This is a genomic window from Bradyrhizobium sp. WSM1743 (genome assembly GCF_000473065.1).
In the GTDB taxonomy this organism is placed as follows: Bacteria; Pseudomonadota; Alphaproteobacteria; order Rhizobiales; family Xanthobacteraceae; genus Bradyrhizobium.
Genome location: NZ_AXAZ01000050.1, coordinates 1 through 22,153, shown reverse-complemented (window position 1 = coordinate 22,153; position 22,153 = coordinate 1). Strand labels below are relative to the sequence as shown.

Sequence of the window (22,153 nt, the reverse complement as noted above, 5' to 3'; positions counted from 1 at the left end):
CAGAACCATTGCATGGCTAGCCCCTCAGGGCTTATATAGCGCGAATTCCCTGTCATCGCTGATGACCACCGGTTTCGCCTCCAGAGGGGTGGGCGAAGCACAAAGGAGATTTGCCATGAGCAACGCACCTCTGATGCCCAAGGCGACCGCCGTCTGGCTGCTCGACAACACCGCGCTGACCTTCGACCAGGTCGCCGATTTCACCAAGATGCATCCCCTCGAGGTGCGCGCCATCGCCGATGGCGACGCGGCCCAGGGCATCAAGGGCATGGATCCCCTCTCCAACGGCCAGCTGACCCGCGAGGAGATCGAGAAGGGCGAGAAGAACCCGGATTACCGGCTCCGCCTCCAGGAGAGCAAGGTGGTGCTGCCGCCCCAGCCCAAGCGCAAGGGCCCGCGCTACACCCCGGTCTCGCGCCGCCATGAGCGTCCGAGCGCCATCCTCTGGCTGCTGCGCAACCATCCGGAACTCAAGGACGCCCAGATCATGCGCCTGGTCGGCACCACCAAGAGCACGATCGCGAGCGTGCGCGACCGTACCCACTGGAACACGTCGTCCCTGACCCCGATCGATCCCGTCACCCTCGGCCTGTGCTCGCAGATCGAACTCGATTTCGAGGTGCAACGCGCCGCCAAGGAAAAGCCGATCGACGCAACCTATGGCGGCGCGACCCTGCTGCCGGCCTCCGAGACCACCCGCAAGGACGAGTACGAGCCCGCGGAGAAGTCCAGCGACGATCTCAATGTCGACGCCGTGTTCGCCAAGCTGAAGACGCTCGGCGGCAAGAAGCAGGAGGAAGAGGAGTAACTCTCCTCTGTCGGTTCGCTTTCGAATCCGGTTCGAACGCGGCGGGCCGACCCGCCGCGTTTTTATTTGGGCTTGTGATCTAGATCGCGCCCATTGTCGGCGCGGGAGTCGTATGTGCGGCTCGCCGAACGGCAAATCACCCCAGCTCGATTGTGTCGTTGATCTCGTGGACGAGTCCGACGTTGTCGATCGTCAGCACCATCTTCGCGTTGAGTTTCTCGTGGCCCTTGATCCGGCCCGCCGCGATCGCGTCGCGCACGGCCTTCTCGATCTCGCGCTGCGAGGTGACGCCGACTTGCTTCAGGAATTTACGCAGGCTGGTGTTGAACTGGTCTTCGTTCATGACGGCCTCCGTAGGCTGGGGCGGCTCACGGCCGCTCGGGATGGTTCAGCATGTATTCGCCGAGATCGCGCTGGCGGCGGTCGGCGCGGGCGATGGTGGCATTGCGCTGGACGTCGCGGTCCTTGCGGCAGGCCACGTATTCCGGCGAGCCTTGCGCATAGCCCCGGCTCTGGCAGACCGCGTCATCATCGTCGCCGCCCACCGCCACCGGCGTCTGGTAGCGCGCCGAGCAGGCGGAGAGAGCGATGGCGAGAGCTAAGGCGGTCAGCAGGCGTGGCGCGGCGGCGAGTGGCATACGAGATCCCCTATCGGCCGGCCCTGTTTAGCGCGGAATGCGGAGATTGTAAGTCGGCAACACCGTCATTCCGGGATGGTGCGTAAGCACCAGACCCGGAATCTCGAGATCCCGGGTTCGGTTCTGCGAACCGCCCCGGGATGACGCTTCGCCTCACACTCGTCCCTTCAGCGCCTCCCCGATCTCGTCGAGCGCCTTGGGATCTTCGATAGTCGCCGGCATGGTCCAGGGTTCGCCATCGGCGATCTTCTTGATGGTGCCGCGCAGGATCTTTCCGGAGCGCGTCTTGGGCAGGCGGCCGACGGTGATGGCGAGCTTGAAGGCGGCGACCGGGCCGAGCTTGTCGCGGACCAGTGCGACGATCTCCTTCTCGATCTCGGCAGGCGGGCGCTTCACGCCGGCCTTGAGCACCAGGAAGCCGCAGGGCACCTCGCCCTTGATCGCGTCCTTGACGCCGAGCACGGCGCATTCGGCGACGTCGGGATGCGAGGCCAAAATCTCCTCCATGCCGCCGGTGGAGAGCCGATGGCCGGCGACGTTGATGATGTCGTCGGTGCGGCCCATGACGAAGACATAGCCGTCCTCGTCCTTGTAGCCGGCATCAGAGGTCTTGTAGTAGCCCGGGAATTCGCTGAGGTAGGCCTCCTTGAAGCGCGCGTCCTGATTCCACAGCGTCGGCAGGCAGCCCGGCGGCATCGGCAGCTTGATGACGATCGAGCCCATGGTGTTGGGGCCGACCGGCTTTGCCGCTTCATCGACGACATCGACCTGATAGCCCGGCATCGGCACCGTCGGCGAGCCGTGCTTCACCGGCAGCATGCCGAGGCCGACCGGATTGCCGGCGATGCACCAGCCGGTTTCGGTCTGCCACCAATGGTCGATCACCGGCACCTTCTGCTGCTGCTCCGCCCATTCCACCGTCGGTGGATCGGCACGCTCGCCGGCCAGGAACAGCGTGCGGAATTTGGAGAGATCGTACTGCCGGATGAACTTTCCTTCCGGATCCTCTTTCCGGATCGCGCGGAACGCGGTCGGCGCGGTGAAGAAGGCCACGGCCTGGTGCTCGGAGATCACGCGCCAGAACGCGCCGGCATCGGGCGTGCCGACCGGCTTGCCCTCGTACATGATCGAGGTCGCGCCGTGCAGCAGTGGGCCGTAGACGATGTAGCTGTGGCCGACCACCCAACCGATATCGGAGCCGCACCACCAGACCTCGCCCGGCTTGACGCCATAGAGGTTGAACATCGACCATTTCACCGCGACGAGATGCCCGCCATTGTCGCGCACGACGCCCTTCGGCACGCCGGTCGTGCCCGAGGTATAGAGGATGTAGAGCGGATCGGTGGCGGCGACAGGCACGCAAGCCGCCTTCTTGCCGTCGTTCAGCGCCTTGCGGCGCAGGCTCGCCCAGTCGTAGTCGCGGCTTGGCGTCATCTCGCAAGTCAGCTGCGGACGTTGCAGCACGATGCAGGCTTTCGGCTTGCTGCCGGCGAGCCTGATCGCCTCGTCGAGCAGCGGCTTGTACTGCACGATGCGGCCGGGCTCGATGCCGCAGCTGGCGGAGAGGATCAGCTTCGGCTGCGCATCGTCGATCCGTGTGGCGAGCTCTTTCGCGGCAAAGCCGCCGAACACCACCGAGTGTACCGCGCCGAGCCGCGCGCAGGCGAGCATCGCGACCACCGCCTCCGGCACCATCGGCATGTAGAGAATGACACGATCGCCCTTAGCGACGCCAAAATCCTGCATAATGGCAGCGAGCGCCTGGACCTCGTTCAGCAGTTCGGCGTAGGTGAGTTTGGTGACCGAATTGGTCAACGGCGAATCATGGATCAGCGCGACCTGGTCGGCGCGGCCGCGTTCGACATGGCGGTCGAGCGCGTTGTAGCAGGTGTTGACGACGCCGCCGACAAACCAGCGGCCGTAGGTCCCTTGCGAGGGATCAAAAATCTTCGTCGGAGGCTCGATCCAGTCGATCTCCTTCCCCGCCTCGGCCCAGAAGCCTTCGGGATCGGCCAGCGAGCGCGCATGAACCTCATGATAACGACTTTTGCCGTCGACGTTTTCTTGGACGTTCATTCCCGCGCTCCCGTGCCTTTATTCGCCTGGCCCTGACCCTTGTGGCAGGACAGGCGCCCCGCCATGACCAGGATCAATTGCCGGCCTTGTTGTGGGCTTATTTTCGCGGGAACGGGCCGCGGTTCAAGCTGAAAAGGATGGGCCTTTCGACGGAGGCACGCTGCCGGCCGCATCGGCGGAGCGCTCCCTCGCCCCGTTCTTACGGGGCCGCGACGAGCTTCGCTCGCGCTGAGAGGGCTGGGGTGAGGGGCTGCATCGGCAAACACGGTGAGAGATGAGCTTGCGGAGGCCCCCCTCACCCGGAATTTGCTCTCGCAAATTCCGGCCTCTCCCCGCGTCCGCCTTCGCTGAAGCTTCGGCGGACAAGCGCGGGGAGAGGCGAAGGAACGACTATCCCTCCATCGCATTCAGCCGCTGCAAGCGGTCCTGCATGACCTTTTTCAGGTCATAGCCGGGGCGACGGAAACTCGCATCGCGCGTGACGAGGAAATCGCGCTGGGACTTGCGCAGATCATCCGCCGAGCGTTTGCTCGCGGATTTCAGCACACGCTCATAAGCCTCGGCGATCTGGCGGTCGAGCACTCCGAGCTGCGGATCGGCGCAGATCACCTTCTCGACCTCGCGCTTCGCGGTGACGCAATCGAAGGACGGACCGCTATCGTCGGCCGAGCGCGCATGCATCAGGCCCGGGGACGCCGCGCCGAACCTGGCGATCTCGGCGATCATGCTACGGCGGCCGTTCGCTGCATTCTCGTTGCCGGGGTCGAGCTTGAGCGCCGTCTCATAATCGGCCAGCGCCTTCTTACGCTCCCCCATCTTCTTGTAGAGCACCGCGCGGTTGTTGTAGGTCTTTGCGAAATTCGGATCGAGCTTCAGCGCAGTCTCGTAGTCGCTCAGCGCTGCCCCGAGCTCGCCCTTGAACTGGTAGGAATCGCCGCGGTTGGTCAGGAAGTTGGCGCGCTGCTCCCGCAGGATCGCCTGGTCGTAATCGGCAATCGCCTTGTCGTACTCGCCCATCGCGGCATAGGTCAGGCCGCGGTTGTCGTAATACTCCGGCACCTTCGGATCGAGCCTGATCGCCTCGCCGTCATCGGCGACCGCCTTGTCGAGTTGACCGAGCTTCTTATAGGCCGCACCGCGATTGGTGTAGGTGCGCGCGCGGTTGGGATCGAGCCGCAGCGCCTCGTCGAAATTCCTGATCGCCTTCTCGTTGTCGCCGCTGAGATAATAGGCCACGCCGCGGTCGGACCAGGCCTGCGCATCATCCGGCTTCAGCTTGATCGCCTGGTCGTAATCGGCGAGCGCGCGGTCGAGCCGGCGCTGATTGGTGTAGACGACGCCGCGCAACTCGTAAGCTTCCGCATCCTTAGGATCGAGCTCGATCGCCTTGGTCAGATCCGCCGCGGCGCGATTGAGGTCGCCGCCGGCCTCGCGCAGGAGGTCGCCGCGCACGCGCCAGGCCTTTGCGTTCTTGCCGTCGAGCGCGATGGCGCGGTCCAGATCCCGCAGCGCCTGTGACTGGCCTCCGAGGGTTCGCGAATTGGCTTCGGCGCGGACGACGAGGGCTGCGCTACGATCGGCGCTCGGATTCGCGGTCTGGTCGATGATGGCGCTGCACGCCGGGATCAACTCGGCCGGGTCAGCCTTGCTGCCCAGCACGCACTCGGCGTTCGCCGAAGCCGGGGCCGCGAGAACGAGACTCATTGCAGCCCCAAGGAAGAGGGCGCGAAGCGAGATTTTGGCAGGCGAAAGCGCTTGCGCGGAGGCTTGAGTGCCGCACATGACATAGGGCTCCGTGACGTCGGGTTCTCACCATTGTCGCGGCTGGCAAGGGATGAGTTCAAATTGCCCTGTGGCGGGCGGTGCCTGCACTCCCTCGCCCCGCTTGCGGGGAGAGGGTGGGGTGAGGGGGAGTCTCGGCGGGGACGGCGAGAGTTGGGCTCGCGGAAAGTCCCCCTCACCCGGAATTTGCTGACGCAAATTCCGGCCTCTCCCCGCGCGCGGGGAGAGGCGAAGAGCTCAATACCCATCCACCCCGTTCAGCCGCTGCAAGCGCTCCTGCATCGCCTTCTTCAGGTCGTACCCCGGCCGGCCGAAATCGGCGTTGCGGCGCGCGATGAACTCGTCCTGCTCGCGCTGGAGCGCCTTCACTTCAGCCGCATTGCGCGCCTCCCGGATCGCACGGGCATTGGAGGCAAAAACCTCACGATCGAGATCGGCGAGCTCGCGATTGCCGCAGATCGCCCTTTCCACCGCGCGACGCGCTCGCGCGCAATTGAAGCTGGGCTTGCCGGCGACCGCCATCTGCGCGCCTATCCGCTCGATCTCGCGCGCCATGGCCTTGTGATTGGCCTTGGCCTTCGCGTGGTTGGGATCGATTCTGAGCGCGGCACCGAAATCCTGCACTGCCTTGGGCTTGTCGCCCTTCTTCAGCCAGAGCTCGCCGCGCGCATTGAAGATATCCGCAAGGCCCGGATCGAGCAAAAGCGCACGACTGTCGTCGGCGATGGCACGATCGACCTGATCGTGCCGCGCATAGAGTGCGGCGCGCGCGATCAGTGCCTTGACCAGGTCGCCCTTCGCCGTCTTCTCATTGTCGATCACGGCGGCGCAGGCAGTGGCTGCCTTGTCCATGTCGTCGGCCGCGGCCGCCGCGAGGCAGGGAGCGACATCGACCTGCGTCACGGCCACCGGCTCGCCGCCGGTCGCAGCATCGGCCGGGGACAGCGAAAGTGCGTAGAGCAGCCCGGCGCCGAACAGGTGAATAAGAAAACGCATGCTCGTTGCAGTCGGAGGTCTTGTCTTGAGGTCTTGCGTTGGGGCCGTACTATCCATCATACGGTCAGATTGGTGCTAGCTTGTGGCGCGGCTCAGACCGGCTTTGGGGATCGTCGTGTCGACATTCGAATGGATCATCGCGCTGCTGCTCGGCGCTGTTGCCTTATCGGCGCTGGCGCGGCGGATCAAGGTCCCCTACCCAACCTTTCTCGCCATCGGCGGCGCGCTGATCGCCTTCGTGCCGTCGAGCCCGTCCTGGACGCTGGAGCCGGACCTGGCCTTGGCGCTTTTTGTCGCACCGGTCCTGCTCGATGCCGCCTTCGACACCTCGCTGCGGGACCTGCGCAACAACTGGGTTCCGGTCTCAACCCTGGTCGTCGCCGCGGTCGGCCTGACCACGGCCGGCGTGGCCTATGTCGCGCACCGGCTGATGCCTGACATGCCCTGGGCCGCCGCGGTCGCGCTCGGCGCCATCGTGGCGCCGCCGGACGCGGCCGCTGCGGTTGCGATCCTGAGCCAGGTGAAGCTGCCCCATCGCATGGTCAAGGTCCTGGAAGGCGAGAGCCTGCTCAACGACGCCAGCGCGCTTCTGATCTATCGCATCGCCGTCGGCGCGGTCGCCACCGAGCATCTGACATGGAGCCAGGTCGCGCCGACCATGGCGCTGGCGCTGGTCGGCAGCGTCATCGCAGGTCTCGCCGCAGGCCGCATCATTCCGCTGTTCATGGAGCGCGTGACGGAGGCGCCGAGCGCCATCATCGTGCAGTTCGCCACCACCTTCCTGGTCTGGATCGCCGCCGAGCATCTCGGCCTCTCCGGCATCCTCACCATCGTGGTCTATGCCATCACGGTCGCACGGACCGCGCCGGCGCGCATCCCGGCGCGGCTGCGGGTGCCCTCCTATGCGGTGTGGGAGACGATGGTGTTCGTGCTCAACGTGCTCGCCTTCATGTTGATCGGCATGCAGATGCGGCCGATCTGGACGCGGCTGGACGCGGACGTGCGCTGGGAATATTGCGTGGCCGCCGCCTGGATCCTGCTCACGGTGATGCTGGTGCGCCTCGGCTGGGTGACGTTCTATCGCACAACCTTGCGTGTGCTGGTGGCGCAGGGGATCTATCATCCGAAGGATCCCAGGGCCGTCGCCTCGCCCAAGGGCGGGCTCATCATCTCCTGGTGCGGCATGCGCGGCCTCGTCACGCTCGCCACCGCCTTTGCCCTGCCGGAGAATTTTCCCTATCGCGACTTCATCGTCTTCATTGCGTTTGCAGTGGTGCTGGGATCGCTGGTGATCCAGGGCCTGACGCTGCGGCCGCTGATCCTCGCCTTCGGCCTCAAGGACGATGATCCCGTCGGCATCGAGGTCGCCCGCGGGCGCGCGGTTGCCTATCGCGCCGCGCTCGATGCGATCGAGAGCGATCCGTCGGAGGAGGCGGAGATCCTGCGGCTCGAATATCGCGCCATCCTGATGCAGACCGAGACCGATCCGAACGGCGGCATTGCCAACGGCGAATTGCCCGCCGATCCCCTGCGTCGCCGCGCCATCGACGCGGCGCGCAAATCGATCTTCGATCTGCGCGCCACCGAGGTGATCGGCGACGATGCGTTTCACCGGCTCGAGGAAGAGCTCGATCGCGCAGAATTGAGCGCAGGCGGTTAATCTCCGCTGTCGTCCCGGACAAGCGCGCCCAAAGCGCGCGCCGATCCGGGACCCATAGCCACCCGGATCGGCGCTTGCGCTTGTCCGGGACGACAGCGAGTTTGAACCAAACGCTGCCTCCCCAGACACATTCCTGATGACGACCCTGTTCGACGACCGTCGTGTACGCGCGCGTGATGCGTCGCCTGCACGATATTTTTATTTCCACATGGCCCTGGCCTGCGCGGCCACCGCCTTTCTTGGCTTCGCACCGACCTATTGGCTGCCGCTCGCCAATCGGACATTTTCCGCAAGCCCCGTAATTCACTTTCACGGGCTCCTGTTCTTCACCTGGTCGCTCTATTTCGTGCTCCAGACCTGGCTCGCGGCCTCCGGCCGCGTGGTCAATCACCGTTCGCTCGGCATCGCAGGCGTGTCGCTCGCGACGGCGATGACGATTTTCGGCTTCCTTGCCTCCGTGCACGTGATGCAACATTCCGCCGCGCTCGGGCAGAAGGAAGCCGGCATCGGCTTCTCGATCGTGCCGATGAGCGGAATCGCGTTCTTCGCAGTCGTGTTCGTGCTGGCGATCATGAACACGCGCAGACCCGAGATTCACAAGCGCCTGATGCTGCTGGCGGCGGTCTCGATCCTCGATGCCGCGATTGCGCGCTGGTTCCTGACCTTTCTCGCACCTCCCGGACCGCCCGGCCCGCCGCCGGTGCCCGTGACGATCGCACCGGCTGTGGTCGCCTCCCTTCTGCTCGTCGTCGCCATGGTGCGCGACTTGCGCACCGAAGGTCGCGTGCATCCGGTTTACATCACCGGCACGCTCGCGCTTTTGGCGGTGAAGGTGCTGAACTGGCCGGTCAGCGAGACCGCAGCGTGGCAGGCCTTTGCCGGCGGGATTCTGGTGCTGGCGCAGTAGGTAGCGACAACCTCTACTGTCGTCCCGGACAAGCGTGGCGAAGCGGAGCGCAGATCCGGGACGACGGGCAAGATTGGAATTACGCCCCCGCCTTGCACGTGATCCCGCCATCGACCACGAGCTCGATGCCCGTCACATATTTCGACTCGTCCGACGCCAGGAACAGCGCGGCGTTGGCGACATCGAAGGCATCGCCCATGTGACCCATCGGCACTTGCGCATCGCGTGCGCGCCACATCGCTTCGACGTCGCCCTTGGCGTAGCTGGCGGCAAGGCCGGCGGAGTGCTCGACCATCGGCGTCTTCATCAGGCCGGGCAGGATCGCATTCACGCGCACATGATGGCGCGCGAACTCGATCGCCGTGGTGCGCGTCATCTGGTTCATCGCCGCCTTCGAGGTGCCGTAGGTGACGTAAGAGATGCCCATGTGGCGGATCGAGGCAATCGACGAGATGTTGATGATCGAGCCGCCGCCCTGCTTCACCATGACGGGGATGACATGCTTCATGGCGAGATAGGCGCTCTTGAGGTTGACGCTGAAGACGCGGTCCCAGCTTTCCTCGCTCACCTCGACCACGCTGCCCATCTCGGCGATGCCGACATTGTTGTCGAGCACGTCGATGCGGCCATAGGCCTTCAGGCACGCCGCCACCATCGCTTCGATCTCGGCAGGCCGCGAGACGTCGGCCGTGAACGCCGTCGCCGTGCCGCCTTCGCCGGTGATGATCTTCGCGGCCTCCTCGGCCGCAGCACCATTGCGATCGACGCAAAACACCTGCGCGCCCTCGCGCGCAAAGGTCACCGCGGTCGCCTTGCCGTTGCCCCAGCCCGGCCCGATCGAGCCGGCCCCCACCACCATCGCAACCTTGCCCTTGAGCCGATCCATCGTGATCTCCCTTATTTCTCTTGTTGTTCGCAGATGCTCATCTTGGTGACGTTAGCACCGATCGGACGCCCGACAATCTCCGACAATGTCCGGCACTTTCCCTCATGGCACAACCGCCATTCCCCGGCCGCGCCCGAATTGCCAAGCACGACCTCCGGCATCGGCGCGCGGTTCGGCCGCCATTGAAACCAGCCATCGACCAGCCGCGCCTCAGGCGGCGGCTCCATGCCGGGGCCGGTGCCCTTGACGCGGACCTGCAGCAGCTCGAGGCCGGCCGGCGTGACGCGCCAGTCTTCCTGCCAGTCGACCTTCGCGATCGAGTGCGTCCAGACCAGCGTGAACGCGGACAGCGCCAGCGCCTTGGTGCCAACCGCCGTTGCGAAGCAGAGGCTCACGCCGCCTCGACCGCTGCCGGCGGACGCTGCCGCCATTGCCACAGCACGAGCGCCGCAGCGAGCACGAAGCCAGCGGTGTCGCTGAACTGGAATTCGCCGAGCAGGCAGAACGCGGCGTCGAGCGCGACCAGGCGCTCGATCAGCGTTAGTCGCGTGAACAGGAAGCCGATCGCGACCATGCCGAACAGCGCGATCGCCACCAGCGCCTTCAAGCTCGCCAGCGCCACTGCGCCGTAGAAGCCGAGCTTGGCCGCCATGGGATCGCCGGCCTGCAGCATCAACGCCGGCGAATAGACGAAGATGAAGGGAATGACATAGCCGGCGAGCGCGATGCGCATCGCCTCCCAGCCGATCTTGTCCGGGTTCTCCTTCGCGATCGGAGCGGCCGCCAGCGCGGCCAGCGCCACCGGCGGCGAGAGATCCGCCATGATGCCGTAGTAGAACGCGAACATGTGGCTCGCGATCAGCGGCACACCAAGTTTCGCGAGGGCTGGCGCGGCCAGCGCGGCGGTGATGATGTAGGTCGGGATGGTCGGAATGCCGGTGCCGAGCAGGATCGACAGCAGCATGGTCATGACCAGCGCCAGGAACAGGCTCTTCTCGCCAAGCCCGATCACCCAGCCGCCGAAGATGGTGCCGACGCCGGTCTGCGACATCATGCCGATGATGACGCCGACGATCGCGCAGGCCATGCCGACGGTGATGGCGGATTTCGCGCTCTCGGCCAGCGCATCGCGGCAGGCGCGCAAGGCGGCAAAACCGCCGCGCACGAACGCGGTGATCACGATCAGCCCGACCACGACGCACGCGACCGGCACGATCTGAAGGCCCTCACGCGAGAGCGCGGCGACGACCAGCGCGAGCCCGATCCAGAAGATGTAGCGGATGACCACCGTCGACACGCCGGCCGTGATGCTCGCCCCCAGGATCAGCGCCACCGTCAGCGCGAGACCCATGCTGCCGGCATAGAGCGGCGTGAAGCCCTCGAACAGCATGTAAACCAGGGCGGCGAGCGGCAGCACGAGGTACCAGCGCGTCACCAGCGCCTTCCAGGCGCTCGGGATCTCAGAGCGCTTCATGCCGACGAGGCCGTGCTTGCCGGCTTCCAGATGCACCATCCAGAACGCGGAGGCGAAATAGAGGATCGCGGGAATCGCCGCCGCCTTCACGATCTCCGAATATTGCACGCCGAGCGTCTCGGCCATGATGAAGGCGACCGCGCCCATCACCGGCGGCATGATCTGGCCGCCCATCGAGGCCGTCGCCTCGACGCCGGCGGCGAAGGCGCGGCGATAGCCGAACCGGATCATCAGGGGAATCGTGAACTGGCCGACGGTCACGACATTGGCGACGCCCGAGCCGGAGATGGTGCCCATCATGCCCGAGGCGAACACCGCGACCTTGGCAGGGCCGCCGCGGGTGCGGCCAAACAGGCCGAGCGAGACGTCGGTGAACAGCTGGATCATGCCGGCGCGCTCGAGGAACGAGCCGAACAGGATGAACAGGAAGATGTAGGTCGCCGAGACGTAGATCGGCACGCCGTAAAAGCCTTCGGTGCCGAACGACAGATGCGTGATGATCTGGTCGAAATCATAGCCGCGATGATTGAGCGGCGACGGCAGGTACTGGCCAAAGAACCAGTAGAGCAGGCAGGCGCCGCACATCAGCGGCAGCGCCGCGCCCATCAGGCGCCGCGTGCCCTCGAAGATCAGCACCGCGAGCAGCGTGCCGACCACGAGATCGAGCCGGGTCGGATCGCCGTCGCGGGCGATCAGGTCGGCGTAGAAGATCCACTGGTAGAGACCGCAGAGGAAGCCGGCGCCGCCGATCAGCCAGCCGAGCGCGCGGCCAAAATTACTCTTCGCGGTGAAGTTGGCGATCAGGCCGAAGGTGAGCAGGACAAGAAAGCCGACATGGACACCGCGAACCACCTGACTCGGCAGATAGTTGAACGCAGCGACATAAAGCTGGAACGTCGCGAATGCGATGCCGATCCAATAGGCGAGCTGGCCCCACCAGCCCGGACCAAAACCTTCCGGGAAGCCATGCTCGAAATTGTCGAACTCGACCTTGATGGGGGTCTCGGTGGCCTCTGCTTTTTCCAGCATTTCAAATCGTCCTCAGCCTGTCCTGCCGAATTAGCAATGGCACGGGCTCTAAAAACGTCATGCCCGGGCTTGTCCCGGGCATTCGCGATAATCCTCTCCGTCATTCCGGGGCGATGTGACGGGAGCGCGTAGCGCGGCCCGGAGCATCGAACCCGGAATCTCGAGATTCCGGGTTCGGCTCTGGCGAGCCGCCCCGGAATGACAACGGAGGGAGACTACTTGATCAGCCCCTTTTCCTTGTAGTAGCGGATCGCGCCGGGGTGCAGCGGAACCGGGCTGCCTGCCGCGGCGGTCTCGAGCTTGATCTCCTTGCCGGCTGCGTGGGCATTCTGCAATTCCGGCAGCGACTCGTAGACCAGCTTGGTCATCTGATAGGCGAGATCGTCCGATACGGCGGAGCTCGTGACGAGATAATTGATCACGGCCGCAGTCGGCACGTCCTTGTCCTGGCCGGTATAGGTGTTGGCCGGAATGATCGCCGAGACGAAGGGCGGGCCGATCTTGTCGACGGTCTCCTTCGGCACCGATACCACCGTGATCGGGCTCGAGGTCGACAGGTCCTTCAGCGAGGCGACGCCGAGCCCGGCCGATTGCAGCGTCGCGTTGAGCTGCCGGTTCTTCATGAGATCGACGGATTCGGCGAACGGCAGATATTCGACCTTGCCGAGATCCTTGTAGCTCATGCCGGCTGCGCTGAGGATCGCGCGGGAATTCAGCTCGGTGCCCGATTTCGGCGCGCCGACCGACAAGCTCTTGCCTTTGAGATCGGCGAGCGTCTTAATGCCGCTGTCGGCGGTCGCGACGATCTGGATATAGTTCGGATAGATCGCGCCGATCGTGCGCAGCTTGTCGAGCTTGGTCTTGAAGCCCGCCTCCTCCTCGCCGTCCCAGGCCGCTTTCAGCGAGTCGCCCAGCGTAAACGCCAGTTCGCCGCGGCCCTGCTGCAGCAGGATCAAATTCTCGACCGACGCCTTGGTGGCCTGCACCTGCGTCTTCACGTTCGGAATCTTGTCGCCATAGATCTTTCCGATCGCGACCCCGAGCGGATAGTAGACGCCCGAGGTGCCGCCGGTCAGCACGTTGATGAAGGATTGCGCATGCGCGCAAGGTGCCGACGCCGCCAGAGCTAGAGCTGCGGCCACGCCGAAAATCGTCCGTTTCATGGTTGTTGTACTCCCCAAACCGGCGGCGAAATTGGCCGGATGAGGAGTGCGGGTCAACCCATCCAAAAGGCAAAACAGGACTGCGGTAAACCGCCGTTCCGGCTGGATTTTTGGGGAACCCGGCGGGTGCGGCGAGGTGGCGCAGCGCGAGGCTGAATCGCGCGCGGCACGAGCTCCGCACCTCTCCCGCGTGCGGGAGAGGTCGGAATAGGCGGCCTCTGGCCGCCGTTCTGCAAGACGCCGATGCTTCGCATCGGCTATGGCGCCGGGTGAGGGTTTTCTCCTCTAGGGGACTGTCCCGTTCTGGAGACACCCTCTCCCCAGCCCTCCCCCGCAGGCGGGGGAGGGAGCGCACCGTCATCACGGCGACAGAGGGGCTTCACCCGCAGCCACGTCGGGCGCCCTACTGGAACATCATGTCCAGGCATTTGGAGATGTCGGAGCCAAGGCCGGAGGAGATGGTGATGCAGCCGCGGATCTTCTGCGCGGTGACGTCGGCGGCCCAGACCGAATAGCCGCCGGGACCGAAGAACGAGTTGGTGTTCGGCGGCTCGGTCTCGGTCGCGTCGAAATCATACTTGCCGTCGGTCTCGAAGATGCGCGGCTTCTTGGTGCAGCCGCCGTCGGTCTGGACGTTGATGACCTCCTTGTTGTCGCGGGTCAGCGCCAGGGAGACCTGGCAGCGGAAATATTCCGAGGTCTTGGTGTTGAAGAGATAGGTGTAGGACTTGCAGGTCGCCGTGTTCAGCTTGCCCGGGGCAAGACCGCGGCTGCAGGAAATTCGCTGGTTGTGGCTGAGCTGGTAATCATCGGCCCGGGCTGCCGGCGCCAGCGCCGTCAGCGACACTACAGCGGCCCAGCAAAGCTTGATCACATGGCGCATCCGAATCATCCCCACCAATAATTTTGTCGAGTTGCGTTCTAGACGGAAAGCGGAACATAGTCGCGAGGGGACGAAGGGAAAATCACAAGCTGCTGGGCAAGACGTGATGCGCTGCGGCGCTTTCGCAAATTGACCCGGACACATCGTTCGTGATTTGTTCAAGCCTGGAATGTCCCGACCGTGGGAGGATGGGATGACGGCATTTTCAATCAAGACATTTGCAATCGCAGCCGCGCTCGGCGCATGCGCGGGGCCCGCATTGGCGCAAAGCGGAGCGACGCCCTGGGAGCTCAAGCCCGACACGGGCTACGCCTATGACAAGGACGGCAAGACCTACTCCTACAAGATGGGCACCAGCAACGCCGGCGAGCTGCTGAAGGGTGCCAAGAAGGTGCCGAAGGGCACACTGTTCTTCATCGGCCACAACGGCCAGCTCTACATGCGCACCGGGCCCTATCTCGAAGGCGACGGCAAGTTCAAGTTCGGGCCGGATCAGTAGGGCTTGAGCTAGCGGCCGATAGCGGTGCCACACACTCGGCGTCATCGTCCGCGAAGGCGGACGATCCAGTATTCCAGAGGCCGTTGTGATTGAATCGAGAGGCCGCGGCGTACTGGATGCCCCGATCAAGCCGGGGTATGACAGCGGAAGACGTGGCGAGAGCGGTTGCTCTTAGAACGCCCCCGCCAGCTCCCTTGCGCCGGCTTTGCTGCTGTTCGAGTCCATGCGCTCATCCGTCACCGCGAGCAACTTCGCCACCGTGTTATGACGGATCGCGACGGGGTTGCGCTCATAGCCGCCGCGTTGGAAGAAGTTCGAGGTCGGCACCTGCTCGCGCATCGCCTGCGGCATCGTCACCATGTCGAGGCCGGTGCCGTCGCCGGTGAGATTCATCATCTCGAGCTCGGCCGCGGTGAGCGGGCGGCCGTAGCCCTTGGCGCGGGCGAACAGCACCGAGGTCAATAGCTTGTGAGTCTGCAGCATCGGCCCGATGTCGATGTCCAGCACCATCGCATGCATGGCCCAGCCCTGCGGCGTGTTGCCGATCTTCTCGTGCTCCGACCAGGTGTCGGGCACCGACTTCGCATGCGCCACCATCTTCTTGAGCACGGCGAGCTTGTGCTCGAGCGCCTGGCGCGCAGGTCCCGAGCTTCGCGCCAGCTTCTCCGAGAGCGCACGAATGAATTCATGCCCCTGCTCGGCGAGCAGCTCGACGCTGTTGGTGGTCAGCAGCTGGTTGTAGCCCATCGCGGTCGAGATCGCGCGCTTGCCGCCATGCTCGATGCCCGCCTGCACGTCGTAACTGCCGGTGCCACCGGTCTCGAACGAATAGACCCGCACCGCCTGCTCGCGCGTAAGCCCTAAGGCCAGCGCGTAGCGCGCATAGGCGCGCTTGAACTCGAGCTCGCTGGACGGGCTTTGCGGCGTGAACTGATAGAGCTCCTGCGCCGCGCGCAGCAAATCGGCGACCACCGGAATGGGCTTTCGGGGCGGACGCTCCGGCGTCTCCTCCGGCTCCGGGTTCACCGGCCGCTTCGGCCCGGTGTAGAGCGGCGGATGCTCCAGCACGTAATCGTCGAGCGTGATCTGCTGTCCGCTGCGCCGCTTGGCGTTGCGGGTCCTCCGCTTCTCGGAGATCTGGCTCCAATAGGCGCCGGCCTCGGCATCGAAGGCGGCACGCGCGGCCTGATATTCCGCAAGCTTGCGGCGATATTCGAGCACGGCCGGCGAGGCCCCACCTTGCGCGAAAAACTGCGACAGCAGCTGGGCGTTGGCATTGCGAACGGCGGGCGGGAACGCGTCTGCCTCGCCGCCGCGCGCCGCGGGCGAGATCAGGACGAGCGCGAGTGGAACCAGCGTCAGGACGCGTCGAATCGGTATGTGATGCATGCTGCCCTCTTAGCAGGCATCCGGTAACCGTCACGTTAACGCGCCGTTTACCATCGTCACCTCCAGGCAAATACCGGCTGTTCCAGGTCGGTGACGCGGGTGTGCCGCCCTGCCAGCACCTCGCGGAACTGGTAAATCAGCGCCGCCGTCGGGGCGTGGATCAGGCTCATCTGGTGATGGAAGCGGATGACGCGGCGGCGGCTTTCGGGGATCACGACGAAATCGAAAGCGTCGTCGCGCTCGATCGCTGCCAACGCGATGCGATGGACGGATGCGACCTCGTCCGGGTTCGGTCTGATCGCGGCGGTATCGGCAGCCCAGATCACGACCGGCGTGATCAGATAGCCGGAACGTGTCGGGTAATCGTCCAGCGTACCGAGCACATCCGTATTCGTGAGGCGAAGGCCAAGCTCCTCGTCAAGCTCGCGCAGGGCCGCTTCGACCGGCGTCTCGCCGGGATCGCAGCGGCCGCCAGGCAGCGCCCATTGACCGCGATGGGCGCGCAGATGCGATGCGCGCAGCGTGAGCAGCAGCGCAGTGTCCTCGCCGTCGCTCGCGGTCAGCGCAACCGCCACCGCGGCGCGCTTCAGCGTCGCCGGCGCATCATCCTCCCGCAGGCGCGTGAAGGCTGCGCAGGCATCCGCGATATTCCGCCGTGTGGCATCGTCGAACGGTCTCATGATGCTTGACTACACCACGTCCGGCCCCGATGAAATGAGCCCGCACAGGAACGGACGACGACATGACCAACAAGGCCGCCGCAAGGCTCAAATCAGAGGGCTGGAGCACCCTGGAGACCACGGGCTTCCTGCACCTGATCGGCCCGTTGTGGGAGCGCAAGGTCGATGGCCATTACGAGTTCGCACTCGCCACCGAAGACAAGCACCACAACCGCCGCGGCATGGTCCAGGGCGGCGTGATGATGACGTTCGCCGATCGCACCTGCGGCATGACCGCCCGCTACACCTCCGGCAAGGAGTTCATGGCGACGGTGCAGCTCGACACTCACTTCGTGGAGGCCGGCCAGATCGGCGACATCCTGATCTCCCGCCCCCGCGTGGTGCGCTCGACGCGCAGCCTGATTTTCATGAGCACCGAGGTGACGGTGGACGACCGCTGCATCGTGATGGCGAATGGCGTGTTCAAGATCTTGAAGGGGCCGGGGTAGCGAGCAGTCAGGCCTGCCCTGCTGATCGCCACACCCCCGCTGTCATTCCCCGCGAAGGCGGGGAATCCAGTACGCCGCGGCCTCTCGATCGATCACAGCCGTCTCGGTGTACTGGATCGCCCGCCTTCGCGGGCGATGACACCGAGCATGGGGCATGAGCGTCCACTTCGTCGTTGCGAGCGCAGCGAAGCAATCCAGCATCTTGCCGCGGATGCAGTTCTGGATTGCTTCGCTGCGCTCGCAATGACGGTACCGGGCGGCTATGCTGGTGCATGAAAACGCACCGAGGACCCGCCCATGCAATACCGTCAGCTCGGCCGCAGCGGCCTGAAAGTGTCGCCGATCTGTCTAGGCACCATGATGTTCGGCGGGCCGACGGATGAAGCCGCGTCAAGACGGATCATCGCGAAGGCATTCGATTCCGGCATCAACTTCATCGACACCGCCGACGCCTATTCGAAAGGCGCATCCGAGGAGGTCGTCGGCCGCGCGATCGCCAGCAATCGCAGCGCCTGGGTGCTCGCGACAAAGCTCGCAAATCCCATGGGCGAGGATCCCAATCGCGGCGGACTGTCGCGGCGCTGGGTGTTGCAGGCCGCTGACGAGAGCCTGAAGCGGCTCGGCACCGACCACATCGACATCTATTACCTGCACAAGGAAGATCATGCGACGCCGCTGGAGGAGACGGTGCGCGCGATGGGCGATCTGATCGGCGCGGGCAAGGTGCGCTATTTCGGCGTCTCGAACTACCGCGCCTGGCGCGTTGCCGAGATCTGCAACATCTGCGATCGGCTCGGCATCGACCGGCCTGCAGTGAGCCAGCCTTACTATAACGCCATGAACCGCATGCCGGAGGTCGAGCACTTCCCAGCCTGTTCCTATTACGGCCTCGGCATCGTGCCCTATAGTCCCTTGGCGCGCGGCGTGCTCACCGGCAAGTACAAGCCCGATGCAGCCCCCGACAAGGAGACGCGCGCTGGCCGCAACGACACCCGCATGATGCAGACCGAATGGCGGCCGGAATCGCTTCAGCTCGCGCAGGAGATCAAGATGCACGCGAAGAAGAAAGGCATCACCGCCGGCCAGTTTGCGGTCGCGTGGGTGTTGAACTCCGCCTTCGTCTCGTCGGTGATCGCCGGTCCCCGCACCGAGGAGCAATGGGACGGCTACATCAGCGCGCTCGATTATCGTTTCACCGCGGAGGACGAGGCGCTGATCGACCGGCTGGTGACACCAGGCCATCCCTCAACGCCGGGCTATAACGACCCGGCCTATCCGATCGAAGGCCGCCGCGCGCGGACGGCGTGAGAACGGGAGACCTCGATGGCGCTTGAAGACCGCTATGGCCTGGCGCTCTCCACCAGCTCACACGAGGCAGCAAGCGCCTATCGCGAGGGCGTCGATCTCATGCTCTCTGGGTGGACCGGCACGGCAGAGACGCTGGAGCGCGCGATTGCGACCGACCCGGATTTCGCGCTGGCCCATATCGCACGCGGTCGCGTGCATGCCTTCTACCAACAGGGCGATCTCGCCCGAGGCAAGGCGGCGCTCGCCCGCGAGCTGGTCGCCAAGCGCGGCACCGAGCGCGAGCGCTCGCATGTCGAGACGCTGGCGCTCGCGATCGAGGGCCGGCTGCCGGAGGCGATCGCATCGACGCTGAAGCACATCGACGCATGGCCCCGCGACGCCGTGGTGCTATCGCTGCCGCTCGGCGCGTTCGGCCTGTTCGCCTTCTCCGGCATGGCAGATCACGATCGCGCCCGGCACGAGCTCTGCGAGCGCGTCGCGCAGCATTACGGCGAGGACTGGTGGTTCCTCACCATGTCCGGCTGGGCGATGACGGAGAATGGCGACGTCGCGCGCGGCCATGCCGTCACCGAGCGCGGCTTCAATCTGCGCCGGGAGAATGCCCATGCCGTGCACGCGGTGCTGCATGCGATGTTCGAGGATGGATCGATCGACGCGGCCGACCGCCTCGTCGACGAATGGATCCCGACTTACGACCGCGCCGGAATCCTGCACGGCCATATCCGCTGGCATCAGGCGCTCGGCGCGCTTGAACATGGCGATGCCGCACGGGCGCTTGCGATCTATGCCGACGTGCTTCAGCCTGCCACGACGCAGGCGCCGCCACTGAACGTCGTCACCGACAGTGCCTCCCTGCTCTGGCGCCTGTCGGCTTACGGTCATACCGTGCCGAAGGCGCTGTGGGTCGAGGCCGACGCCGCCGCGCAAAGACTGTTTCCGAAGTCGAGCCTGTCCTTTGCGGACGTCCACATGGCGCTGTTCGCGGCCGCGACGCAAAACCGCGAGGCGCTCGCCGCGCGCCTTGCGGTGATCGAGCAGCGGCTCGCTGAGGGTAAGCTGCCGGCCGGCTCCGTGGTGCCGGCGATCTTCCGGGCGCTCGCGGCTTTCGCCGATGAGGATTACGGGACTTGCGTGCGGATGCTCGCGCCGGTCCTCGGCGACGTCGTGCGCATCGGCGGCAGCCATGCCCAACGCGAGCTGATCGAGGACACCTTTATCGTCGCGCTCATGCGCAGCGGTGATCTGCCTCGCGCGCGTGCCCTGCTGGACGCCCGCCTCCACCGCCGGCCGTCCCTACGCGATGCGCGCTGGCAGGCGGCGATAGGCTAACTCCGCCACGAAAAAAACACCGCCCTGATGGCATGTGCCTGATGGGACGGATCGGGCGATTTGGACGAATCGTCGTCGGGGGTGACGCGGTGGTATTCCAGACCGGAATTGCAGAACGAACGGGATCGCAACCAATTTACGATTCGATGGTTATGGTGCGGAACCTTTCCGCCGTCACGGCCCCCTGGCATACGAGCCCAACAATGCGCCTCTGCCGACCGGTCCTCGCCGCATTGCTCGTGGCCTTGGCAAGTCCTTGTTTTGCCGAGACTTCCAAACCCATTCCGGTCAACAATCCGCAAGTGCAGCAGAACGCCTTCATCGATCTGCTGGCGCTGATGTCCGGCCACTGCAAGACGTTGAGGGTCGCAGGCCGCACCTTCCCGTGCAAGACGGTGGCCTATGCCCATGGCGACAGGGGCCGGGTCAATTTCGCGGTCGCGGTCGACGACCCCTCCGATGACAGCCACGTCGTGTCGTTCTCCGGCGAGAACGGCAAGCGCGCCGATGACAATTCCTACGAGCTGCCGATCGACCGCATGCTGCTCAACTCCAAGGACCGCCCCAGGGTCGACGGCCTGCCGGTGCCGGCCGAGCAGACCTCGACCGGTATCTGCCGCCAGACCGGCAATTTCGCCGCCAGGAAGGTGAACGACGTCACCTGCTCGGCGACCGACAATGAGGGCCGGACCTACGAGCTTTTGTTCGTCTCCGACGGCACGCCGGTCAGCGTGCGCCGGATCCGCCAGTCGGCCCCGTCGATCCAGGACCCGTTCAAGTAGCTCCGTCATCCGCTGGCTTCAATGTGTACGATCGCGACGACGCCACGGAGCAACCCATGAAACGCGACCGCCTGTTTCTGCTGCGTCCCGGCTTCGAGGATCCGGCTTTTCCGGGCCAATGCTTCTATTGCTGGCACTGCGCCCTGATCGAGGGCGTGCTGGCCTCATTTCCACAGCTCGCCGACAAGCTCGAGGTCGAGCGGATAGCCTGGCCACGGCCGCGGCAAGCCGTGATCGCGCTGGTCGGCGAGGAGAACCAATCGCTGCCGCTGCTCGTGCTCGCGACTGGGGCGACTTCGCCGCACCAAACCGGCAGCCACCAGGGCCGCGCCTTCATCGCCGACAAGGACGCAATCCTCGCCGCGCTCTCCGAGCGCCACGGCTTTCCCGATCCGCATCCATGAGAGGGTGTGCCAAAATCTGCGTGCCCACTCTCGTGTCCCGGACGCGCTGCAGCGCTCTTCGCGCTGCTGCGCAGAGCCGGGACCCATGCAGCGGGCACACCAGGAACATGGGCCCCGGCTCAGCAGCGCATGGTCGAAGAGACGCTGCGCTGCGTCGGGGGCACGGGTAAGCAAGCGACGCGTCGTCATGCGACAAGCGCGGCGTTCAAACATCCACAGACGTTAACGAGCGTTAATCGGAACTGACATCTGCGTCGTTTCGACGCCCGCACTGGCCGGAACACACGGGATGCTCATGTGTTGTCACACGACATTCAACTGGAGTGATGACATGAAATATCTCATTGCCGCGATCGCCCTCGGTGCGGCGGCGTTTGTCGGCGGATCGGCGAACGCGGCCGGCAGCGTAAGCGCCAAGCAGACCGCGCAGGAAAGCCAATCCACCGACATCAGCGCGCACCGCAGGCATCATCACTGGCGGCATCATCACGGCTATTACCGGCCCTATTACAGAAGCTACGGCTATTACCCGCGCCGCGGCTATTACGGCGGCGGCCCCTATGGGTACTATGGCGGCGGTCCCTATGGGTACTATGGCGGCGGTCCCGGCGTGACGTTCAGCTTCGGCGGCGGACGCTGGTAAGACACAGAGCTGGTAAGACACAAGACAAGAGGCCCGCGGAGATGCGGGCCTGTTTTGTGTGTGCCGAGTATGAACGACAGCTTGGAGGTGGAAGTCCTCTATCCAGCCTGATGACGGCGAAGGATTAGCGAAGCGCAAGGGCGTCATCGCGAGATGGGGTCTGAAGACAGCGCGGGGCAAAGCCGCGACCCGATGGACAAGAACCGGATAACGAGGCCTACCCGGCCGGACGAGCAAGCACATGATTGCGAAGTCCATGGTCATCAAGGGTCGGGGTGGTAAATCCGGCGGGCGTGCGGTGAAGGCGGTCGGTCTTACCTCGGGAGGTC

At 65.0% G+C, this 22,153-nt stretch carries 22 protein-coding genes; 10 read left to right on the top strand and 12 right to left on the bottom strand.

Going from position 1 to position 22,153, the window contains the following annotated elements; all coding sequences use genetic code 11:
* Window positions 1–115: 115 nt before the first annotated feature.
* Window positions 116–808 (top strand): DUF1013 domain-containing protein, encoded by a 693-nt coding sequence (locus YU9_RS0125935; RefSeq protein ID WP_027575416.1) that lies wholly within the window; start codon window positions 116–118, stop codon window positions 806–808.
* 136 nt (window positions 809–944) lie between these two features.
* Here YU9_RS0125935 and YU9_RS0125930 read toward each other — a convergent pair whose 3' ends face one another.
* The 5 genes from YU9_RS0125930 to YU9_RS0125910 all read right to left on the bottom strand — a co-directional run bounded on the left by YU9_RS0125930 (window position 945) and on the right by YU9_RS0125910 (window position 6,300).
* A complete protein-coding gene (locus YU9_RS0125930; RefSeq protein ID WP_027575415.1) occupies window positions 945–1,151 on the bottom strand; it encodes a DUF6494 family protein in 207 nt (68 codons plus the stop codon).
* A gap of 25 nt (window positions 1,152–1,176) precedes the next feature.
* The gene (locus YU9_RS0125925) at window positions 1,177–1,446 is read right to left on the bottom strand and encodes a hypothetical protein (protein WP_027575414.1); all 270 of its coding nucleotides are present in this window, start codon (window positions 1,444–1,446) and stop codon (window positions 1,177–1,179) included.
* A 153-nt stretch (window positions 1,447–1,599) separates the two neighbouring features.
* A complete protein-coding gene (locus YU9_RS0125920; protein ID WP_027575413.1) occupies window positions 1,600–3,522 on the bottom strand; it encodes a propionyl-CoA synthetase in 1,923 nt (640 codons plus the stop codon).
* A 390-nt stretch (window positions 3,523–3,912) separates the two neighbouring features.
* On the bottom strand, window positions 3,913–5,304 hold the full coding sequence (locus YU9_RS0125915) for a tetratricopeptide repeat protein (RefSeq protein ID WP_027575412.1): 1,392 nt from the start codon (window positions 5,302–5,304) through the stop codon (window positions 3,913–3,915).
* A gap of 237 nt (window positions 5,305–5,541) precedes the next feature.
* Window positions 5,542–6,300, bottom strand: a complete 759-nt coding sequence (locus YU9_RS0125910; protein WP_027575411.1) for a tetratricopeptide repeat protein — start codon at window positions 6,298–6,300, stop codon at window positions 5,542–5,544.
* A 115-nt stretch (window positions 6,301–6,415) separates the two neighbouring features.
* Here YU9_RS0125910 and YU9_RS0125905 point away from each other — a divergent pair, with 115 nt between their 5' ends.
* Together YU9_RS0125905 and YU9_RS0125900 are read left to right on the top strand one after the other, a co-directional pair.
* A complete protein-coding gene (locus YU9_RS0125905; protein ID WP_027575410.1) occupies window positions 6,416–7,960 on the top strand; it encodes a sodium:proton antiporter in 1,545 nt (514 codons plus the stop codon).
* A 136-nt stretch (window positions 7,961–8,096) separates the two neighbouring features.
* Window positions 8,097–8,867, top strand: coding sequence for a hypothetical protein (locus YU9_RS0125900; protein ID WP_027575409.1), 771 nt, complete (start codon window positions 8,097–8,099; stop codon window positions 8,865–8,867).
* A 79-nt stretch (window positions 8,868–8,946) separates the two neighbouring features.
* Here the strand turns inward: YU9_RS0125900 and YU9_RS0125895 are convergent, their stop codons facing one another.
* The 5 genes from YU9_RS0125895 to YU9_RS0125875 form a co-directional block, all read right to left on the bottom strand.
* Entirely contained in the window at window positions 8,947–9,753 is an 807-nt protein-coding gene (locus YU9_RS0125895) for an SDR family NAD(P)-dependent oxidoreductase (protein ID WP_027575408.1), read from the bottom strand.
* An 11-nt stretch (window positions 9,754–9,764) separates the two neighbouring features.
* Window positions 9,765–10,184 carry a DUF1850 domain-containing protein gene (locus YU9_RS0125890; protein WP_027575407.1) on the bottom strand — a complete coding sequence of 140 codons (420 nt, stop codon included), beginning with the start codon at window positions 10,182–10,184 and terminating at the stop codon, window positions 9,765–9,767.
* Complete coding sequence (locus YU9_RS0125885) at window positions 10,145–12,256, bottom strand: TRAP transporter permease (RefSeq protein WP_027575406.1); 2,112 nt, start codon at window positions 12,254–12,256, stop codon at window positions 10,145–10,147. The genes YU9_RS0125890 and YU9_RS0125885 overlap by 40 nt, the downstream gene beginning before the upstream one ends.
* 215 nt (window positions 12,257–12,471) lie before the next feature.
* Complete coding sequence (locus tag YU9_RS0125880; protein ID WP_027575405.1) at window positions 12,472–13,419, bottom strand: TAXI family TRAP transporter solute-binding subunit; 948 nt, start codon at window positions 13,417–13,419, stop codon at window positions 12,472–12,474.
* A 403-nt stretch (window positions 13,420–13,822) separates the two neighbouring features.
* The gene (locus tag YU9_RS0125875; protein ID WP_027575404.1) at window positions 13,823–14,302 is read right to left on the bottom strand and encodes a hypothetical protein; all 480 of its coding nucleotides are present in this window, start codon (window positions 14,300–14,302) and stop codon (window positions 13,823–13,825) included.
* Between the two features lie 193 nt (window positions 14,303–14,495).
* Here YU9_RS0125875 and YU9_RS0125870 point away from each other — a divergent pair, with 193 nt between their 5' ends.
* Window positions 14,496–14,801, top strand: coding sequence for a hypothetical protein (locus YU9_RS0125870; RefSeq protein WP_027575403.1), 306 nt, complete (start codon window positions 14,496–14,498; stop codon window positions 14,799–14,801).
* 171 nt (window positions 14,802–14,972) lie between these two features.
* On the opposite strand, the gene YU9_RS0125865 is transcribed toward YU9_RS0125870, so the two are convergent.
* The gene (locus YU9_RS0125865; RefSeq protein WP_027575402.1) at window positions 14,973–16,190 is read right to left on the bottom strand and encodes a hypothetical protein; all 1,218 of its coding nucleotides are present in this window, start codon (window positions 16,188–16,190) and stop codon (window positions 14,973–14,975) included.
* A gap of 56 nt (window positions 16,191–16,246) precedes the next feature.
* A complete protein-coding gene (locus YU9_RS0125860) occupies window positions 16,247–16,873 on the bottom strand; it encodes an NUDIX domain-containing protein (RefSeq protein ID WP_027575401.1) in 627 nt (208 codons plus the stop codon).
* A gap of 59 nt (window positions 16,874–16,932) precedes the next feature.
* Here YU9_RS0125860 and YU9_RS0125855 point away from each other — a divergent pair, with 59 nt between their 5' ends.
* The 6 genes from YU9_RS0125855 to YU9_RS0125825 all read left to right on the top strand — a co-directional run bounded on the left by YU9_RS0125855 (window position 16,933) and on the right by YU9_RS0125825 (window position 21,824).
* Window positions 16,933–17,358 (top strand): PaaI family thioesterase, encoded by a 426-nt coding sequence (locus YU9_RS0125855; RefSeq protein ID WP_027575400.1) that lies wholly within the window; start codon window positions 16,933–16,935, stop codon window positions 17,356–17,358.
* 297 nt (window positions 17,359–17,655) lie between these two features.
* Window positions 17,656–18,666 carry an aldo/keto reductase gene (locus YU9_RS0125845; protein WP_027575399.1) on the top strand — a complete coding sequence of 337 codons (1,011 nt, stop codon included), beginning with the start codon at window positions 17,656–17,658 and terminating at the stop codon, window positions 18,664–18,666.
* Between the two features lie 15 nt (window positions 18,667–18,681).
* Window positions 18,682–19,995: a tetratricopeptide repeat protein gene (locus YU9_RS0125840; protein ID WP_027575398.1), complete on the top strand. Its 1,314-nt coding sequence runs from the start codon at window positions 18,682–18,684 to the stop codon at window positions 19,993–19,995.
* Between the two features lie 203 nt (window positions 19,996–20,198).
* Window positions 20,199–20,777, top strand: coding sequence for a hypothetical protein (locus YU9_RS0125835; protein ID WP_027575397.1), 579 nt, complete (start codon window positions 20,199–20,201; stop codon window positions 20,775–20,777).
* A gap of 56 nt (window positions 20,778–20,833) precedes the next feature.
* The gene (locus YU9_RS0125830) at window positions 20,834–21,181 is read left to right on the top strand and encodes a DUF3088 domain-containing protein (RefSeq protein WP_027575396.1); all 348 of its coding nucleotides are present in this window, start codon (window positions 20,834–20,836) and stop codon (window positions 21,179–21,181) included.
* Window positions 21,182–21,512: 331 nt separating this feature from the next.
* On the top strand, window positions 21,513–21,824 hold the full coding sequence (locus tag YU9_RS0125825; RefSeq protein ID WP_027575395.1) for a hypothetical protein: 312 nt from the start codon (window positions 21,513–21,515) through the stop codon (window positions 21,822–21,824).
* Window positions 21,825–22,153: the final 329 nt, after the last annotated feature.

Excerpts from the sequence above, each read along its gene's own strand:
- YU9_RS0125880 (WP_027575405.1), bottom strand. The coding sequence starts at position 13,419 with ATGAAACGGACGATTTTCGGCGTGGCCGCAGCTCTAGCTCTGGCGGCG.
- YU9_RS0125875 (WP_027575404.1), bottom strand. The coding sequence starts at position 14,302 with ATGCGCCATGTGATCAAGCTTTGCTGGGCCGCTGTAGTGTCGCTGACG.
- YU9_RS0125900 (WP_027575409.1), top strand. The coding sequence starts at position 8,097 with ATGACGACCCTGTTCGACGACCGTCGTGTACGCGCGCGTGATGCGTCG.
- YU9_RS0125930 (WP_027575415.1), bottom strand. The coding sequence starts at position 1,151 with ATGAACGAAGACCAGTTCAACACCAGCCTGCGTAAATTCCTGAAGCAA.
- YU9_RS0125935 (WP_027575416.1), top strand. The coding sequence starts at position 116 with ATGAGCAACGCACCTCTGATGCCCAAGGCGACCGCCGTCTGGCTGCTC.
- YU9_RS0125915 (WP_027575412.1), bottom strand. The coding sequence starts at position 5,304 with ATGTGCGGCACTCAAGCCTCCGCGCAAGCGCTTTCGCCTGCCAAAATC.
- YU9_RS0125870 (WP_027575403.1), top strand. The coding sequence starts at position 14,496 with ATGACGGCATTTTCAATCAAGACATTTGCAATCGCAGCCGCGCTCGGC.
- YU9_RS0125825 (WP_027575395.1), top strand. The coding sequence starts at position 21,513 with ATGAAATATCTCATTGCCGCGATCGCCCTCGGTGCGGCGGCGTTTGTC.
- YU9_RS0125830 (WP_027575396.1), top strand. The coding sequence starts at position 20,834 with ATGAAACGCGACCGCCTGTTTCTGCTGCGTCCCGGCTTCGAGGATCCG.
- YU9_RS0125895 (WP_027575408.1), bottom strand. The coding sequence starts at position 9,753 with ATGGATCGGCTCAAGGGCAAGGTTGCGATGGTGGTGGGGGCCGGCTCG.
- YU9_RS0125910 (WP_027575411.1), bottom strand. The coding sequence starts at position 6,300 with ATGCGTTTTCTTATTCACCTGTTCGGCGCCGGGCTGCTCTACGCACTT.
- YU9_RS0125835 (WP_027575397.1), top strand. The coding sequence starts at position 20,199 with ATGCGCCTCTGCCGACCGGTCCTCGCCGCATTGCTCGTGGCCTTGGCA.
- YU9_RS0125865 (WP_027575402.1), bottom strand. The coding sequence starts at position 16,190 with ATGCATCACATACCGATTCGACGCGTCCTGACGCTGGTTCCACTCGCG.
- YU9_RS0125840 (WP_027575398.1), top strand. The coding sequence starts at position 18,682 with ATGGCGCTTGAAGACCGCTATGGCCTGGCGCTCTCCACCAGCTCACAC.
- YU9_RS0125890 (WP_027575407.1), bottom strand. The coding sequence starts at position 10,184 with ATGGCGGCAGCGTCCGCCGGCAGCGGTCGAGGCGGCGTGAGCCTCTGC.
- YU9_RS0125920 (WP_027575413.1), bottom strand. The coding sequence starts at position 3,522 with ATGAACGTCCAAGAAAACGTCGACGGCAAAAGTCGTTATCATGAGGTT.
- YU9_RS0125925 (WP_027575414.1), bottom strand. The coding sequence starts at position 1,446 with ATGCCACTCGCCGCCGCGCCACGCCTGCTGACCGCCTTAGCTCTCGCC.
- YU9_RS0125845 (WP_027575399.1), top strand. The coding sequence starts at position 17,656 with ATGCAATACCGTCAGCTCGGCCGCAGCGGCCTGAAAGTGTCGCCGATC.
- YU9_RS0125885 (WP_027575406.1), bottom strand. The coding sequence starts at position 12,256 with ATGCTGGAAAAAGCAGAGGCCACCGAGACCCCCATCAAGGTCGAGTTC.
- YU9_RS0125855 (WP_027575400.1), top strand. The coding sequence starts at position 16,933 with ATGACCAACAAGGCCGCCGCAAGGCTCAAATCAGAGGGCTGGAGCACC.